Below are 16,836 nucleotides of genomic sequence, written 5' to 3'. Positions count from 1 at the left end.
AAAAGCGTTTTACTCTTTGTTGAGGGAGATTTGCTTAGAATGACTAGGCTACTTCTCCCTCGCCGCGATTAAAACGCTTTTATCTCGAACAAAGTTTAACCACGAAAGGTCAACGCGCCTTAATTAAGTATATGCATTAATTGATTATTTATTGGGAGCTAGAAGGATATTTCTTTATTTGTATCTAATTATTGAATTCAGGGCTCAATAACGATGTTTCATTGAGAAAATTAAGTCTCAATTTATCGATGTAGGTACTAATTTTTCTCGAACTATTTGACTAGATACACAAAGATTCATGTATATACGTGATACGGGTCACGGCGATATACCAAGTGACTTCACAATTACTTCGCAAAGTAAAAAAATTACCGCGTTGATGATTTCTGGAGCGTAAAATGTACATGGCTCAACCGGGCCATATTGATCATATCAAACAGGTCAATGCTGGTCGTGTATATAAACTAATTGACCTTAAAGGTCCTATTTCTCGTATCGATCTGTCCAAGCAAAGTGAGTTGGCCCCGGCGAGTATTACTAAAATTACCCGTGAACTCATTGAAGCTCACCTTATTCACGAAACGACGGTTCAAGAAGCCACGACTCGTGGGCGTCCTGCTGTCGGTCTGCAAACCAATAACGAAGGTTGGCAGTTTCTGTCGATGCGTCTTGGTCGCGGATACTTAACGATCGCGCTCCATGAATTGGGCGGCGATGTACTTATCGATACTAAGATTGATATTCATGAACGTGACCAAGACGATGTACTTGCGCGTCTTCTGCATGAAATTGATGAGTTTTTCCAAACTTATGCCGAGCAACTCGATAGGGTAACAAGTATTGCGGTTACGCTACCGGGGCTTGTGAATTCTGAGCAGGGGATTGTGTTGCAGATGCCACACTACAACGTTAAAAACTTAGCGTTGGGTCCTGAGATCTACAAAGAAACAGGTCTACCTGTCTTTATTGCCAATGATACCCGAGCGTGGGCATTAGCAGAGAAGCTGTTTGGTCACTCTCAAGATAACGATAACTCCGTTTTGATCTCGATTCACCACGGAGTAGGCGCAGGGATCATTCTCGACGGCCGAGTATTGCAAGGTCGCCACGGTAACATCGGTGAGCTGGGTCATATTCAGATCGATAGACAAGGCAAGCTTTGTCATTGTGGTAATCATGGCTGTTTAGAAACGGTTGCGAGTTCACAGGCTCTCCGTGAGCAAGTCAAAGAAAGACTGGCTAATGGCGAGGCATCATCACTAACGGCGTTTGAAGATGTCACAATTGAACAGATCTGCGCTGCTGCTGCTGATGGTGATCCACTGGCTGTTGAAGTGATTGAGCAGTTAGGTCGTTACTTAGGTGCCGCGATAGCGATTGTGATCAACCTGTTCAATCCTGAGAAAATTTTGATAGGTGGTGTTATCAATCAGGCTAAAAGCGTGTTGTATCCTGCGATTCAAAAGTGTATCGAAGAGCAGAGTTTATCGGTTTACCATCAAGATTTAGAGCTGGTGGAATCTCGATTCTATAAACAAGCCACCATGCCAGGTGCTGCGCTTGTTAAACAAGCTTTATATGATGGCCAATTGTTAATGAAAGTGATTGAAGGCTAACCCTTTTTTTATCGTTTTTAGCCTTCCTTTAACCCTTTCCATGCACTTAAACTATGTATAACAGCATTTGTTGTACTTAGTTTAAGCATCTGTGTATTTGCGCTTTGCTTTAACCTATCGAATTAGGCTATTGTAGCCACAGTTATTATTTGTCACTAAGGTGTTGTATGTCTGGCGTTTTAAATTCTGTTGATCAGAGAACTAAACTCGTCGGTGAAAACCGTCTGGAACTCTTGTTATTTAGCTTAAATAGTCGCCAACTATTTGCGATTAACGTATTTAAAGTGAAAGAAGTCTTAAAAGTGCCTGTACTCACTCGCTTGCCAGGCTCTCACCATCATATTACGGGTGTTGCTTCTTTACGTGGTGAATCTGTACCTGTGATTGACTTACGCAGTGCGATTGGTTTCCCACCATCACGTGATGAGACTCAAGAAAACAACTTGATCATTACCGAATACAACCGAACCGTACAAGGCTTCTTGGTTGGACAAGTTCGCAATATCGTGAATACGACATGGACAGAAATCCAACCGCCACCAAAGACTACGGGTCGAGCAAACTATTTAACTGCTATCACGCATATCCAAGAAGAAGAGCAGCACAAAATCGTTGAGATCATCGATGTTGAAAAGGTGTTAGCGGAGATCATCGACTACGATGTGTCGATTTCTGACGGTGTTCTAGATCAGCAGTTAGCGAATGAAATGGTTGGCCGTAATGTGCTTATCGTGGATGATTCTTCAACAGCACGCAACCAGATCAAAGGCACCTTGTCGCAACTTGGTTTGAACATTATCGAATGTTGTGACGGCTTAGAAGCACTGACTTTACTTAAGAAGTGGTGTGATGAAGGCAAAGACATCAATCAAGAAATACTGTTGATGATCACCGATGCCGAAATGCCAGAAATGGATGGCTACAAACTGACTCATGAAGTTCGAACTGATCCTCGAATGCATGACTTGTTTATTACGCTAAATACTTCATTAAGTGGTAGTTTCAATGAAGCCATGGTTGAGAAAGTAGGGTGTAATCGCTTTATTTCTAAATTCCAACCAGACCTCTTAGTTGAAGTAACTCAAGAGCGAATGCGTCAGATTTTGTAATTAATGCAGCTGTACGGTTTGTTTCGAATGACCTTGGCGAAAACGTTTGCTAGTATTTGATACAGCATGTTTTTTAACAAAATATGCTCAACTACTAACGTAACTTTTCATGCACAATCTAAGGTAGTTCCTCTGAATGATATGGTTAACGTCTAAAGTCGTCATGACTTTGAGCTTATTACTGTATAGGGAATTTAAGAAAAGACGTACGGAAGCGGACGTTGAGGTATAACTCAACAACTTGAATTTAAGGGAAGCGGATGCTTCTCTTTTTCGTTTCTAGCGTTTCTAGCGTTTCTTGGAGGGCAACTTGATTCGTTAATGAAAATCTCGGGATTTGGTGTTCAAACCAATAATGTCATCGGTAATATCGATGAGTTTACCCGCTATAACATGCACAACTTCGCCTTCCTTTTCTAATATTCCTTGTACTTTTAACGCTTTGGCTGTCAGATAAGCTTGCTGTTGAGCGCGCGCGGTTGCTCCCCATACCACGACATTAATATTGCCCGTGTTATCTTCTAATGTAACAAAGGTAACACCTGCCGCGGTTCCGGGAGCTTGTTTTCCTGTGACTAATCCAACAACCGTGACCATAGATTTGTGTCTTTGCTGTATTAAATCCTTCATGTGTGTGAATCGACCTAATCGTCCCGCTTCTTCTAGCAAAGTGATTGGGTGTTTGTTCAATGAAATTCCGACACTGGTGAAGTCTTCGAGTAGATCTTGCATCTCATTGGGTTTGTGCAGTGCATGTTCGTCATGTCCATCCCCAACATCGTCATAGACTTGGCTAAACAGAGGTAAATCAGAAGCGGAGTCCATGATTGTCCAGCGAGTCTGGAAGCGGTCTCCCGATACGTTATGTAGCGCATTGGCCGATGCCAGTAGCTCGATATCTTTCTTATTCATCGATAACTGTTTCACCTGGCTAGGGTGGCGATAACCGGATTGTGGACGATTGGCGAGCACGCTTTGAATCCCATGTTCGCTGAATCCTTTGATTTGTCGCAGCCCTAAGCGAATCGCTAAACCATTCTGATGAGCGATGACAGTGTGGTTGTCTTGTGAGGCGTTCACACATACCGGAAGAACTACCACATTGTGTCGTTGTGCGTCTTGTACCAACTGTGATGGGCTATAAAACCCCATAGGTTGGCTATTGAGCAAGGAAGCATAGAAGCATTCTGGGTAGTAGCATTTCAACCAAGCGGAGCAATAGGCTAGCACCGCAAACGAAGCAGAATGGCTTTCTGGAAAACCGTATTCGCCAAAGCCGCATATCTGTTTAAAGATCTGCTCAGCAAACTCTGTCTCATAGCCGCGTTTTTGCATTCCTTCGATGAGCTTATTTTTAAACTTAAAGACGTTGCCATTTTTCTTCCAAGCAGCCATGGCGCGTCTGAGCTGATCCGCCTCTCCACCTGTGAATCCTGCAGCCACCATCGCGAGTTTAATCACTTGCTCTTGGAATATCGGTACACCCAAGGTGCGCGACAGTACCGACTCCACGTCTTTAGATGGATAACTGATTGGCTCAATACCATCTCGACGCTTTAAGAATGGGTGAACCATATCGCCTTGAATAGGCCCAGGACGTACGATAGCAATTTGAATCACCAAGTCGTAATAAGTCCTTGGTTTGAGCCTTGGCAGCATGCTCATTTGCGCACGTGACTCTATTTGGAAGATCCCGACGGTGTCTGCTCGCTGTATCATGCCGTAAACCTGAGGATCATCCTTAAGACGAGTGATCTCAGCGATAGACAGGGAACGTCCATATAAGTGTTTGATAAGGTCAAAACATTTACGAATCGCAGAGAGCATACCCAGAGCAAGCACATCGACTTTAAGCAGTCCCAAGGTTTCTAGATCATCCTTATCCCATTGAATTATGGTTCGTTCGTGCATCGCGGCATTCTCGACGGGAACCAGTTCATACAAAGGCCCTGAAGATATGACAAAGCCACCAACGTGTTGAGATAGGTGACGTGGAAAGCCGATGATCTCATTCACCAAGTGGATAAATTGTTGCCCCTTCAAAGAATCAGGTTGCAGTCCCAATTGAGTTAACTGAGTCTGCCAACCTAGGCTTTTGTCCCTACGGTTGGTGTTCTTGATGAAGTAGTCGAGCTGGGTTTCTTGTAGCCCTAATGCTTTACCGACATCTCTTACCGCACTTTTAAAGCGATAAGAAATGACCGTTGCGGCAAGCGCAGCGCGTTCTCTACCGTATTTTTGATAGATGTATTGGATGACTTCTTCACGTCGTTCGTGTTCAAAATCGACATCAATATCGGGCGGCTCATCGCGCTCTTTACTGATGAAACGTTCAAATAGCACTGAGATCTGCCTTGGATCGACAGAGGTGATTTCTAAGCAGTAACAGACCACGGAATTAGCCGCTGAACCTCGACCTTGGTAAAGAATTCCTTGGCTTTTGGCAAACATGACGATGTCGTGGATGGTGAGAAAAAAGAAAGGGTAGTCAAGCTCGTCAATTAGCCCCAACTCTTTCTCTATGATTTGTTGAATGTTGTTAGGCACGCCTTGCGGGAAGCGAGCTCGTTTTCCTTTCTCGACTAACATGCGTAGATAACTCATGGGTGTCTCACCTTGAGGAATCAGCTCGCTTGGGTATTCGTAGCGCAAGCTGTCTAAATCAAATTCGCATAGTCCAGAGATTCGGTTGCTTTCTTCTAGCCATTCAGCTTTGAATATATGAGAGATCTTATTGATGCTGCGTAAACAGCGCTCGGCATTGGCGAGTAAGTGACTGCCCACTTCGGTAATGGATTGTTGGTACTTTATTGCAGTGAGTGAGTGCTGTAAGGGTAAGCGGTTCGCGTTGTGCATCAGCACGCCACCACACGCTGTTATCGGCAGTTGGTGATGTTGTGACAGCTCAACGCAGTAATCTGTGTATTGCTGGTCGGTTTGCTTTAGGTGTCGTTGTAAGCCGATCCAAAGCCGACCTGAATGGTGCTGGGAGAGCCATTGCCCCCAGTGCGCGTCTTCATTTTTCTGTTGAGGAAACCAAAGAATGAAGCAGTGTTTAGCCGACATGATATCCCACTCAGAGAGCTGATAATGTCCTTTGCTACTACGACGTCTCGCGTTGGTAATAATACGACACAGCTCGGCATAGGCCTCTCTATTTGGGCATAGCAAAACCACTTGGCACTCTTCATTTAACCAAAACATGCTCCCGACAATTTGCTTGAGCGACAGTTTATGTTGCTTGATTGCTGAGTGAACCTTAACGATGCCCGCGACTGAGCACTCATCAGTAACTGCGAGTGCTTTGTAACGTAAGAAGTCGGCCTGTAAAACCAACTCTTCCGCGTGCGAAGCTCCCTCAAGGAAGGAGTAATTACTTTGACAGAAAAGCTCTGAGTATTGCTGAGACATAACGTAATCTCACTTAACCATTGCGAGTGAACATGATTGAAAAGGGCGTTTAAATTGAGTAAATGGTGCGGGTTGGCGATTCAACTTTTGTTGGTTAGCTAAATAAGTGTTGGTTAGCTGAATAAGCCGTGTAAGAACCACTGTTTATCTGGTGTTCTAAATACCCATAACCATCGACCGTTTTCGCTGTGAGCAATAAAGTAGTCACGAATGATTTTCTCACCATCCCACCAGCCAGAAACAATGCGCTCAGGGCCTTGAGATAAGGTGACGCTTTCAGTTAGGGCTTCGGGCTCTGGCAGTAAAATACTGGGCCTGAGTCGCTGTTGGTTAATGCTGTTCGTTGTTGTGGCTTGTTGATCGAGTTCTTGTGGATCTCGCCCCTTTTTCGCCGTATGACTTAGTGTTGGGAGCGAATACTGATTGGCCTTTTCTGGCCTTGGGTCATGCTGTATTTTCGGTGTTTGAATACAGGCTTGCCCAAGCTTTGCTTGCAGTAATGAGAGCAAATCTAACGCGGCAAGTGTTCCGGTATTACCATCAAAAAGATCATGGTAGGCCATTTGGGGTTCCCCATGACGAATCAAAGAGAGAGTCAGCCCCTGTACGGGTGCTGTTATCTTCAGTGACTCTAAGGTTAGATGCGTTAGGTTCGCCCATTTGGCCGCAAGGTAATCGCCCTGCGCAGAATAAAAAGAGACTGGGTGATCATCTTTATCTCTTAGATGCAAAGTCAGCGTTAACTCGAAAGCCACTCGGTCACGTAACCTCAAAAAGCACTCGAGCTGATTCAACAATTTCAGCAAAGGCTTTTCGATGAATAGGATGTTTTCAATATCAAACAGCAGCTCCAAATATTGCTGGAAACTCTCTGGTGGGTGATAGAAATCAATCGGGTGCTTGAACTGCCCATTAAGACGACCAACATAGTTCACCAAGTCGATATCAAAGCGGCGCGCGACATCTTGCAAAGGCAGTTTTAATAAGTCTTCAACGACATTGATACCAACACGATTCAGGCGCTCAACTTGTTTAGCAGGAAGTTCGCTTGAACTCAGTACTTGTTGGTTAACCCAAGCTTTCATCTGCTCAACATTGTTCGTCGCTTGGTTGATGGATTGCTTGCCTAAAAGGATTGCAGAAAGTGGCGAATAACCTGTAGCAAAGCTGAACTGGATATTGAGCGTTTCTAAATGGCTTTTGAGTTCATGCCAGTAGTTATCTAGCCCATCGTAAAGCGACAACATGTTAGAGGCTTTAATCAACAAACCATTAGGTGGTAATAACGCCATATCAGAAGTGACTAGGTACGCCCATTGAGCAATCTCTTTCAGCTTATTTTTCTCTAGCTCAATACTGTAAGGGTGGACGTGTAAGTTATGGCAAAGCGCCGCCGCAGACCCTAGCCCCATGCCGAGTGTGATACCCGATTGCAACGCGGCTTGGTTAGCTTGCAGCACACGATGATCTTTCTCATCGACGATGATAAGAGGCTGATTGCGTGAATCTTCGTTCGAACCCAATTCATTAGAGTTAAACAAGGTGTCCAATTGTAGGGATGAGAAATGCAGATACAACCACAGCATACGTTAGCCTTGCTTCGCAATAGGAAAAGCCAGCACTGTGTTACCAGACAATGCGTGAATTGAGCTGTTTTCATCGATGACTTTTTCTGTGAGTAACGGCCAGTTCTGGTTCATGTCCAGAATAAAACTGCCATACGACCAGCTGCCTTTTCTTTTCGTGACTTCAACCTTTAACCCTTGGACGTGAGAAGACAGCTTCATGCTTAAAGAAACGGGTAGGGATAACTGATTATGGCTGGTGGTTTTAAAATGAAATTGCAGACACTTGCCCGTTTCGCTTGCCGCTTGTAGGCGCTTGGTTTGGTGAATTTCTAGATCCGCTCCCCATAGCAAAACAGAATGACAGGCACCACTCTTGAGACACTGCTCTGCGGCCCATAACGCATCGAGATCACGTTGAGGCTGAATAACGAGAATATTCTCTAATTCAATGCCTTGGCTGCTAAAAAACTCGGCACAGATCTTCCCTGGCGGGTTAATGAATATGGCCAACTTCTGCGATTTTTGTTGAGCTAAATAAGGAGTGAGTAGACGAAGTTCGCCGATCCCTTGTTGTGATTCAACCTCAATAACGCCGTGCGTCGGGAAGCCGCCATCAAGCTGTTTATCCAATTGAGGATAGCCTGTCGAAGTGGTGCTGCCTTGCGTTGTTGATTGTAACCCTGTCCAGATTAGCTGGCGGTCTTGTAAGTTTTTTATTAGTTCATGCATAATTAAATACCTGTATATTTATACAGTATATTTGACAATGAAAAAGATGCAAAGCAAAATGACGAAAATCAGATGAACTAAATATTAGATGGTTGATTTAGATACAAAAAAAGCCGCTATTAAAGCGACTTCTTATTATTGCTCATAATATCAGCTACTTAGGTTGAGCGTCGATACATTGGCCATTAATGTCTGTCACACTTGGGTTCATTAAGTGTAGATACAGCGGGATGATGTCGAGTGGCGTTTTTAACTTGTTCGCATCTTCACCTGGGTACGCTTTTGCACGCATGCGTGTTTGAGTGCCGCCTGGATTAATCGCATTAACACGGATATCGGTACCTTCAAGCTCATCGGCTAAGATCTGCATCATGCCTTCTGTAGCAAACTTTGAAATCGCGTAAGTGCCCCAGAACGCGCGGCCAGAGTGACCAACCGTTGAAGAGGTAAAGACAATACGACCCGCTTCCGCTTTCTTAATGACAGGCAGTAACGCTTGAGTCATTAGAAATTCAGCTTTAACGTTGATTTGCATGACGCCATCAAACGTTTCTTCATCGATTTGATCGAATGGACTTAACGTGCCAAGCACACCTGCGTTATGCAGTAGACCATCTAAACGACCGAACTGTGATTCAATGGTTTCAGCCATGTCGATGTAGTTCTGTTTTGTCGCGCCTTTTAAATCCAATGGGATAATCGCAGGCTGTGGGTAACCAGCGCTTTCGATTTCGTCGTAAATTAATTCAAGGTTTTTGACATTGCGGCCTAACAGAATAACAGTTGCACCATGTTGAGCGAAACTTAGCGCGGCTTGGCGACCAATGCCAGCACCGGCACCTGTAACCAAAATTACTTTATCTTTGAGGGCATCTGTAGAGGTTGGGTAATCCACTGTGCTTATCCTTCTTTCTTTTATTATGTTCGTCATTCCATTGATGTTTAATCACACAGATAACCGCAGGAATGATGAGAAATTCTTGGTAATCGTGACAAGATGGTTACAATACACTAATTCATACAATAGGGGATATGACATTGGAATTTTTGTTGGACTACGGCTTGTTTTTAGCCAAGATTGCGACCGTTGTAATCGCCATCATTGCAATTTTAGTGATAGCTAAATCTGTGGGTGGAAAATCAAGCGCAATTAAAGGTGAGCTGGAAATCACGAACCTATCTGAGCATCACAAACAAACGATTGAACAACTAGAGCACCATTTGCATGATGATGCTTTCATCAAAGCACGTGATAAAGCAGAAAAGAAAGCGGAAAAAGAAAAAGTAAAATCACGTGGCAAAGAAGTGAAGAAAGCAGCGAAAGAGGGTGAGCTTGATAGCAAGCGTGAACCACACCTATTCGTTCTTGATTTTAATGGCAGCATTGATGCGAAAGAAGTGGCTTCATTACGTGAAGAGGTAACGGCGGTTCTGGCTGTTGCTCGTGAAGGTGATGAAGTATTGCTTAAACTGGAATCTGGCGGTGGTATGGTTCACGGCTATGGTCTGGCGTCTTCTCAACTTGACCGTATCAAAGCGGCAGGTCTGCCTCTGACTATCTCGGTAGATAAAGTCGCAGCAAGTGGCGGTTACATGATGGCATGTATCGCAGACAAAATCGTATCTGCACCGTTTGCTATTGTTGGCTCTATTGGTGTTATTGCTCAACTGCCAAACTTCAATAAATTGCTTAAAAAGCATGACATTGAGTTCGAACAGCTAACGGCGGGTGAGTACAAACGCACGCTTACTATGTTTGGTGAGAACAGCGATAAAGCACGCGAGAAGTTTAAAGAAGAGCTAGAGGAAACTCATGGTTTGTTTAAAGATTTCATCCGTGACCACCGACCTGCGCTAGATCTTGAAAAAGTAGCAACGGGTGAGCACTGGTTTGGTACACAAGCGCATGAACTTGGGCTGGTGGATGAGATTAGCACTTCTGATGATTTAGTCGTAGCGGCATGTAAGGACAAAACAGTTCTAGCGATTCACTACGTACAGAAGAAAAAGCTTTCAGACAAACTAGCGGGCGTGGCAGGTAAATCTGCAGACAGCGTGCTGATGAAGCTGATTGAACGTGGTCAAAAGCCGATTGTTTAAGCTTATTGAGTTCTAGTTCTAGGTTTAGTGCCTTACGTTCATTTGCAGACGTTTGAGCCTTAAAAAGAAAGCGCATAAGTCATCAGACTTATGCGCTTTTTTATTGCTCCACTTCCGAGTGGGTGACCACTATGTTGTAGGGGGAGCGGAGTTTTATACCAAGCACTGACTTACTGTGATTGATATTAAATCTTGGCTCCATAGTCATTACGCTTTGGACAAGTAGTCAGAATCTCTCTATGACCCGTATCTTTGAGCTCTTCCAAAATCACATCAAAGCCCCACAAGCGATAGAGATGTTTCATCACTTCGTCGTAGCCTTTATCAAGCGGGATACGGCCGTGAGGTACATACTGCAGTGTCATCGAGCGGTCACCGCGAACATCGACATTAAACACCTGAATATTCGGCTCAAGGTTGCTTAGATTGTACTGCGCCGCAAGCTTTTCACGAATTAAGCGATAGCCCGGATCGTCGTGAATAGCGCTTATCTCAATGGTGTTTTTGCGGTCGTCGTCGAGAACAGAGAACAACTTAAAGTCTCGAATGATTTTTGGTGAAAGGTATTGGCTGATAAAGCTTTCATCTTTGAAATTGTGCATGGCAAAGTGCACCGCCTCTAACCAATCACTTCCGGCTAATTCAGGGAACCATTCTTTGTCTTCATCGGTTGGTTCTTCACAGATACGTCGAATGTCTCTAAACATCGCAAAGCCAAGCGCATAAGGGTTTATTCCGCTGAAATAAGGGCTATTGTAGGCGGGTTGAGCAACCACACTGGTGTGGCTGTGTAGGAATTCTAAGATGAACTTATCACTCACCAAGCCTTCGTCGTAAAGGTGGTTAAGAATGGTGTAATGCCAGAAGGTTGCCCAGCCCTCATTCATTACTTGAGTTTGTTTCTGAGGATAGAAGTATTGGCTTACCTTGCGAACAATACGAACACACTCACGTTGCCAAGGTTCAAGCAGTGGGGCGTTCTTCTCAATAAAGTACAGAATGTTTTCTTGAGGCTCACTAGGGAAACGTATCTTGGTCTCTTCTTCCTTACTTTTGTTCTGAGGAACCGTTCTCCAAAGTTCGTTCACTTGAGATTGCAGATACGCTTCACGTTCTTCTTGTCTTGCGGTTTCTTCCGCAATGGAAATCTTTTCTGGGCGTTTGTATCTGTCTACGCCGTAGTTCATGAGAGCATGACAAGAATCGAGAAGTTTCTCGACTTCAGCTACACCGTATTTTTCTTCGCAATCAGTAATGTATTTTTTCGCGAACAATAGATAGTCGATAATTGAGCTTGCATCAGTCCAGGTTTGGAATAGGTAGTTGCCTTTAAAGAAAGAGTTGTGGCCATAACAAGCGTGAGCCATTACCAGCGCCTGCATTGTGACCGTGTTCTCTTCCATTAAGTAAGCGATACACGGATCTGAGTTGATCACGATTTCGTACGCTAAGCCCATTTGGCCGTGTTTGTAGTTTTGCTCTGTCTGGATGAACTTCTTACCAAAAGACCAGTGGTTGTAATTGATGGGCATACCAATGCTGGAGTAAGCATCCATCATCTGCTCAGAGGTAATCACTTCAATCTGGTTCGGGTAAGTGTCTAAACGGTAATGCTGCGCCACACGCTTAATTTCTACGTGATATTGTTCCAAGAGGTTGAACGTCCAATCTGGACCATCAGGCAGCATCTTGTCGTTTCTCTTCTGTGTCGCTTTGTCTTTTTCTGCAACGTTTGATTTCGCTGTCATGGCAAGCCCCCTTACGTTGTCTCTTTCTGGAACAGTTCTCTAAACACAGGAAAAATATCATCCACCGTTTTAATGTTCTTCATGGCGAAGTTATCGAAGCTTGCTTCTAGCTTCTCGTACTCGTGCCAAAGCGTTTGGTGTGAACGGCGCGTAATCTCGATGTACGAGTAATATTGGCAAGTCGGCAATAGCGTATTGACCAGCAGTTCTTTACAGCGAGGCGAGTCATCCGCCCAGTTATCTCCATCAGAAGCTTGTGCTGCGTAGATATTCCACTCATTAGCAGGATAACGATCTGCGACAATTTCTTTCATTAGTTTCAGTGCACTAGAAACGATCGTGCCGCCAGTTTCTTGTGAATAGAAGAACTCATGTTCGTCAACTTCTTTAGCCTGAGTATGGTGACGAATAAACACAACATCGACGTTTTCATATGTGCGATTGAGGAATAAGTAAAGCAGTACGTAGAAGCGTTTTGCGATGTCCTTGGTGGCTTGATCCATTGAGCCAGATACATCCATTAGACAGAACATAACGGCTTGGCTAGATGGAATAGGGCGCTTCTCGTAGTTTTTAAAACGCAGGTCGAAGGTGTCAATGAACGGCACGCTTTCAATTTTTTTACGTAACTCAGCAATCTCTTCTTTCAAGCGACTCTCTTCGAAAGGTTGTGCTGGTTCTGTCATTTTTACTTGGTCAAGTTGCTCCATCAGTAGGTTGAGCTCGCGCTTTTTACCTGCTGTCATCGCGGTTCTACGAGCCAGAGATTGTTGCAGTGAACGAACGATAGCGATGTTAGACGGAATCCCCGCGCTTTGGTAACCAGAACGGTGTGTTTTCCATTCAGTGATTTTGTTGACCTGATTTTTCTCTAGATTAGGCAGAGCTAAATCTTCAAAGAGAATATCAAGATATTCATCTTTTGAAATTTGGAAGGTAAATTCATCTTGGCCTTCGCCATCAGGGCTTGCGTCACCCTGGCCTGAGCCACCGCCTTGACCACCACCTTTAGGACGTTCAATTTTATCGCCCGTGATGAACTGGTCATTACCTGGGTGAACGCGTTCTCTTACGCCGCCTTGACCTTGGTGAAAGCTTGGCTCTTTGATGTCTTTATGAGGAATAGTGACGTCTTCACCGGTTTCAGTATTGGTGATTGAGCGTCGGTTGACTGCATCGGCCACAGATTCTTTGATTTGCTCTTTATGGCGTCGTAAGAAACGCTGTCTGTTCACAGCACTCTTATTCTTGCCATTGAGCCTCCGATCGATAAATTGTGCCATAAGAACTCCCTCTCAGCTGATGTTGCGATCCTACTTTTTATTCGGGTATAAGAGTTATTAGTTTACTAAAGCTATTCGTTCGTTAGGGTATAAAGTTATTGGTTTGTACGAGCTGCCCAATTGAGCAGCTCAATACAGTTTGGTTATGAGGATTTACGAACTCTTAGGTACCACTCAGATAGCAGTCTCACTTGTTTCTCGGTGTAGCCTTTTTCCATCATACGAGCAACGAAGTCGTCGTGTTTTTTCTGATCATCCGTTGAGGTCTTAGCATTGAACGAAATAACAGGAAGTAGCTCTTCTGTGTTAGAGAACATTTTCTTCTCAATTACAGTGCGCAGTTTCTCGTAGCTCGTCCAAACTGGGTTTTGACCGTTATTGTTGGCTTTGGCACGAAGCACGAAGTTCACAATCTCATTTCGGAAGTCTTTAGGGTTACTGATCCCAGCTGTTTTCTCGATTTTTTCTAGTTCACCATTCAGAGAAGCACGGTCAAATAGCTGTCCTGTTTCTGGATCGCGGTACTCTTGGTCTTGAATCCAGAAGTCCGCGTAGGTGACATAGCGGTCGAAGATATTCTGTCCGTACTCAGAGTAAGACTCTAGGTAAGCGGTTTGAATTTCTTTACCAATGAATTCTACGTAACGCGGTACTAGGTATCCTTTCAAGAACTCAAGATACTTCTCAGCGGTTTCTTGAGGGAACTGTTCACGTTCGATTTGTTGTTCAATCACGTAGAACAAGTGAACCGGGTTTGCAGCCACTTCGGCTTGGTCGAAGTTAAATACACGAGACAGGATCTTAAAGGCGAAACGCGTTGATAGCCCAGACATGCCTTCGTCAACACCTGCGTAGTCTCGGTACTCTTGGTAACTCTTCGCTTTTGGATCGGTGTCTTTTAGAGTCTCACCATCGTAAACCCGCATTTTTGAGAATAGAGAAGAGTTTTCAGGCTCTTTCAATCTCGATAGGATGCTGAATTGCGATAGCAGATCGAGTGTGCTTGGCGAACAAGGGGCTTTGGATAGCTCACTGTGCTCAAGCAGTTTTTGATAGATCTTAACTTCTTCAGAGACGCGCAGACAGTAAGGGACTTTTACAATGTACACACGGTCGAGAAAGGCTTCGTTGTTTTTGTTGTTACGGAAGGTCTGCCACTCGGATTCGTTTGAGTGAGCTAGAATCATACCGTCAAATGGCAGTGCAGAGAGCCCTTCGGTACCGTTGAAGTTACCTTCTTGCGTTGCCGTTAGAAGTGGGTGCAAGACTTTGATTGGCGCCTTGAACATCTCTACGAACTCCATAACACCTTGGTTTGCTTTACACAGCGCACCAGAGTAACTATAGGCATCGGGATCATCTTGAGAGAAGTGCTCAAGCTTACGAATATCGACTTTACCAACCAGAGACGAGATATCTTGGTTGTTCTCATCACCAGGCTCTGTCTTCGCAATTGCAACTTGGTCGAGAATAGAAGGGCGCAGTTTGATGACTTTGAATTTGGAGATGTCACCACCGAAGTCATGGAGGCGTTTCGCTGCCCAAGGTGACATGATAGAGCGTATGTAACGTTTCTCTATTCCGTACTCTTGTTTCAAAAGATCGCCATCTTCGTTTACGTCAAATAGACAGAAGGGGTGATCATTCACTGGGCTTCGCTCACCATCGGCAGACAGCACATAGATTGGTAGCTTTTGCATCAGTGCCTTGAGTTTTTCAGCAAGGGATGATTTACCACCGCCCACAGGGCCAAGTAGATAAAGGATTTGCTTACGTTCTTCTAAACCTTGCGCTGCATGTTTTAGATAAGAAACAATCTGTTCAATCGCGTCTTCCATGCCGTAGAAATCTTTAAATTCACTGTAGCGTGAGATGACACGGTTCGAGAAAATACGACTTAGTTGAGGGTCTTGAGCAGTGTCAATGACCTCCGGTTCGCCAATGGCGAGTAATAAGCGCTCGGCAGCATTCGCGTAAGCACTTTTATCGTCTTTACACAGCCCTAAGAACTCTTGCAATGTCAGCTCTTCTTCCTTGGCTGCTTCATAACGTGATTGATAGTGGTCAAAAATACTCATAGTCACATTCCCCTTGTTAACCAGTCAAAACTGACGAGCGATTGAAAAATAGGCTCTCCCTACATTTTAAGGTTAGACCCGCTTCGACAATTTTGCTTAACAATTATGTATTTATTTACAATTTTGCGTGTGAAAAACGTAGCGAGCGCAATAGGCAACTTGAGGCGTGTGGAATCGAATTATTTTACATTCGAGCGGATCTAACCGTTTGTTTTGTGATTTTAGGTCGCTTAACAATACTCACACTGGATTTATGTGTATTAGATGTATCACTGAGCTCTATTGATTTTCTGGAATGAAGTACCATATAATGCGCAACGTTATCCAAAGTTGCTCAATAAATAGGTAAATATAGTGAAGAATAATGGGTTAAAAATAGTGGCTATCAGTGTGGCGTTACTGGCTTCGACAGCAACGCATGCAAAAATATCGCAGTGGTCACTGGGCGTTGCCGCCTCTTATTCTCCTGCTGTCTATAAAGAGACGCCGTCAAATCGTACGGTGATTCCCATGATTGGTTATGAAGGTGAGCATTTTTTCATGCGTGGATTCAGTGCGGGTTATCGCTTGCTACCTGCAGGTTCACCACAGAATATTGTGTTTAGAGCGGTTTATGATCCAAGAACATTAAAGCCAAGTGACTCTGATAATGCTGATATCCAGAAGTTAGATGAGCGTAAAGCGTCGGTGTTGGGAGGTGTAAGCTATCAAGTGATTACATTGGTCGGTATGTTTGAAGCGACAGCGGGCTCAGACTTAGGGTTTAGGCACAATGGCATCTATGCAGAAGCGGCATGGCGCCTATCAATTCGTCGTAATGGCTGGGCGATTACACCATCTATTGGTTACTCGTATAACAGTAAGCGTTTGAATAATCACCTGTACGGAGTGAGTTCATCGGAAGCGGCGAGAACCAATTTAGATGAATTTGACGCTGACTGGGATGGCCAATACTTTATTGGCTTAGGTGGTTATCTGCATGTGACGCCAAATGTTCGAGTAACCGGCGGTGTGCGATATACCAACCTTGAAGGTAATATTGAAAATAGCCCAATACTTGAAAGTGGCATTAACATGGCCGCTAACGTCGGTGTCGCTTATGTATTCTAGGTGCTTTGGCTTATCGCTTCATATATGAATGTCTCGTCCTAAAATACGTTGACAGTTTTTCTACTAAGCCAACAGCGTCAGCTG

The 16,836-nt window shown here is 44.2% G+C and carries 11 protein-coding genes; 4 read left to right on the top strand and 7 right to left on the bottom strand.

Annotated elements, in window-relative coordinates:
• Positions 1-398: 398 nt before the first annotated feature.
• Positions 399-1,616: an ROK family protein gene (locus ACED59_RS22760; protein ID WP_017097686.1), complete on the top strand. Its 1,218-nt coding sequence runs from the start codon at positions 399-401 to the stop codon at positions 1,614-1,616.
• A 167-nt stretch (positions 1,617-1,783) separates the two neighbouring features.
• A complete protein-coding gene (locus tag ACED59_RS22755) occupies positions 1,784-2,725 on the top strand; it encodes a chemotaxis protein CheV (protein ID WP_009848992.1) in 942 nt (313 codons plus the stop codon).
• Positions 2,726-3,043: 318 nt separating this feature from the next.
• Here ACED59_RS22755 and ACED59_RS22750 read toward each other — a convergent pair whose 3' ends face one another.
• The 4 genes from ACED59_RS22750 to ACED59_RS22735 form a co-directional block, all read right to left on the bottom strand.
• Complete coding sequence (locus ACED59_RS22750) at positions 3,044-6,136, bottom strand: error-prone DNA polymerase (RefSeq protein ID WP_017097687.1); 3,093 nt, start codon at positions 6,134-6,136, stop codon at positions 3,044-3,046.
• A gap of 113 nt (positions 6,137-6,249) precedes the next feature.
• On the bottom strand, positions 6,250-7,722 hold the full coding sequence (locus tag ACED59_RS22745; RefSeq protein WP_017097688.1) for a DNA polymerase Y family protein: 1,473 nt from the start codon (positions 7,720-7,722) through the stop codon (positions 6,250-6,252).
• A gap of 3 nt (positions 7,723-7,725) precedes the next feature.
• Positions 7,726-8,433, bottom strand: a complete 708-nt coding sequence (imuA, locus tag ACED59_RS22740; protein WP_017097689.1) for a translesion DNA synthesis-associated protein ImuA — start codon at positions 8,431-8,433, stop codon at positions 7,726-7,728.
• A gap of 154 nt (positions 8,434-8,587) precedes the next feature.
• Positions 8,588-9,328 carry a YciK family oxidoreductase gene (locus ACED59_RS22735; protein WP_029223910.1) on the bottom strand — a complete coding sequence of 247 codons (741 nt, stop codon included), beginning with the start codon at positions 9,326-9,328 and terminating at the stop codon, positions 8,588-8,590.
• A gap of 143 nt (positions 9,329-9,471) precedes the next feature.
• Between ACED59_RS22735 and sohB the strand changes: the two genes are divergently transcribed.
• Positions 9,472-10,533, top strand: a complete 1,062-nt coding sequence (sohB, locus tag ACED59_RS22730) for a protease SohB (RefSeq protein WP_009849001.1) — start codon at positions 9,472-9,474, stop codon at positions 10,531-10,533.
• A 185-nt stretch (positions 10,534-10,718) separates the two neighbouring features.
• Here the strand turns inward: sohB and ACED59_RS22725 are convergent, their stop codons facing one another.
• The 3 genes from ACED59_RS22725 to ACED59_RS22715 all read right to left on the bottom strand — a co-directional run bounded on the left by ACED59_RS22725 (position 10,719) and on the right by ACED59_RS22715 (position 15,642).
• Positions 10,719-12,281: a SpoVR family protein gene (locus ACED59_RS22725; protein WP_017097691.1), complete on the bottom strand. Its 1,563-nt coding sequence runs from the start codon at positions 12,279-12,281 to the stop codon at positions 10,719-10,721.
• An 11-nt stretch (positions 12,282-12,292) separates the two neighbouring features.
• Entirely contained in the window at positions 12,293-13,564 is a 1,272-nt protein-coding gene (locus tag ACED59_RS22720; protein WP_017097692.1) for a YeaH/YhbH family protein, read from the bottom strand.
• 143 nt (positions 13,565-13,707) lie between these two features.
• Positions 13,708-15,642: a PrkA family serine protein kinase gene (locus ACED59_RS22715; protein WP_029222896.1), complete on the bottom strand. Its 1,935-nt coding sequence runs from the start codon at positions 15,640-15,642 to the stop codon at positions 13,708-13,710.
• 354 nt (positions 15,643-15,996) lie between these two features.
• Between ACED59_RS22715 and ACED59_RS22710 the strand changes: the two genes are divergently transcribed.
• Positions 15,997-16,752, top strand: a complete 756-nt coding sequence (locus tag ACED59_RS22710; RefSeq protein WP_017097694.1) for a MipA/OmpV family protein — start codon at positions 15,997-15,999, stop codon at positions 16,750-16,752.
• Positions 16,753-16,836: the final 84 nt, after the last annotated feature.

The sequence above is a fragment of the Vibrio sp. FF266 genome, from assembly GCF_041439695.1.
In the GTDB taxonomy this organism is placed as follows: Bacteria; Pseudomonadota; Gammaproteobacteria; order Enterobacterales; family Vibrionaceae; genus Vibrio; species Vibrio tasmaniensis_A.
The sequence above is the reverse complement of the archived record's forward strand: the minus strand, read 5'-3'. Positions and strand labels throughout refer to the sequence as shown.

Coding starts and splice junctions, on each gene's coding strand:
- ACED59_RS22720 (WP_017097692.1), bottom strand. CDS start 13,564: ATGGCACAATTTATCGATCGGAGGCTCAATGGCAAGAATAAGAGTGCT.
- ACED59_RS22760 (WP_017097686.1), top strand. CDS start 399: ATGTACATGGCTCAACCGGGCCATATTGATCATATCAAACAGGTCAAT.
- ACED59_RS22725 (WP_017097691.1), bottom strand. CDS start 12,281: ATGACAGCGAAATCAAACGTTGCAGAAAAAGACAAAGCGACACAGAAG.
- imuA (WP_017097689.1), bottom strand. CDS start 8,433: ATGCATGAACTAATAAAAAACTTACAAGACCGCCAGCTAATCTGGACA.
- ACED59_RS22755 (WP_009848992.1), top strand. CDS start 1,784: ATGTCTGGCGTTTTAAATTCTGTTGATCAGAGAACTAAACTCGTCGGT.
- ACED59_RS22715 (WP_029222896.1), bottom strand. CDS start 15,642: ATGAGTATTTTTGACCACTATCAATCACGTTATGAAGCAGCCAAGGAA.
- ACED59_RS22745 (WP_017097688.1), bottom strand. CDS start 7,722: ATGCTGTGGTTGTATCTGCATTTCTCATCCCTACAATTGGACACCTTG.
- ACED59_RS22750 (WP_017097687.1), bottom strand. CDS start 6,136: ATGTCTCAGCAATACTCAGAGCTTTTCTGTCAAAGTAATTACTCCTTC.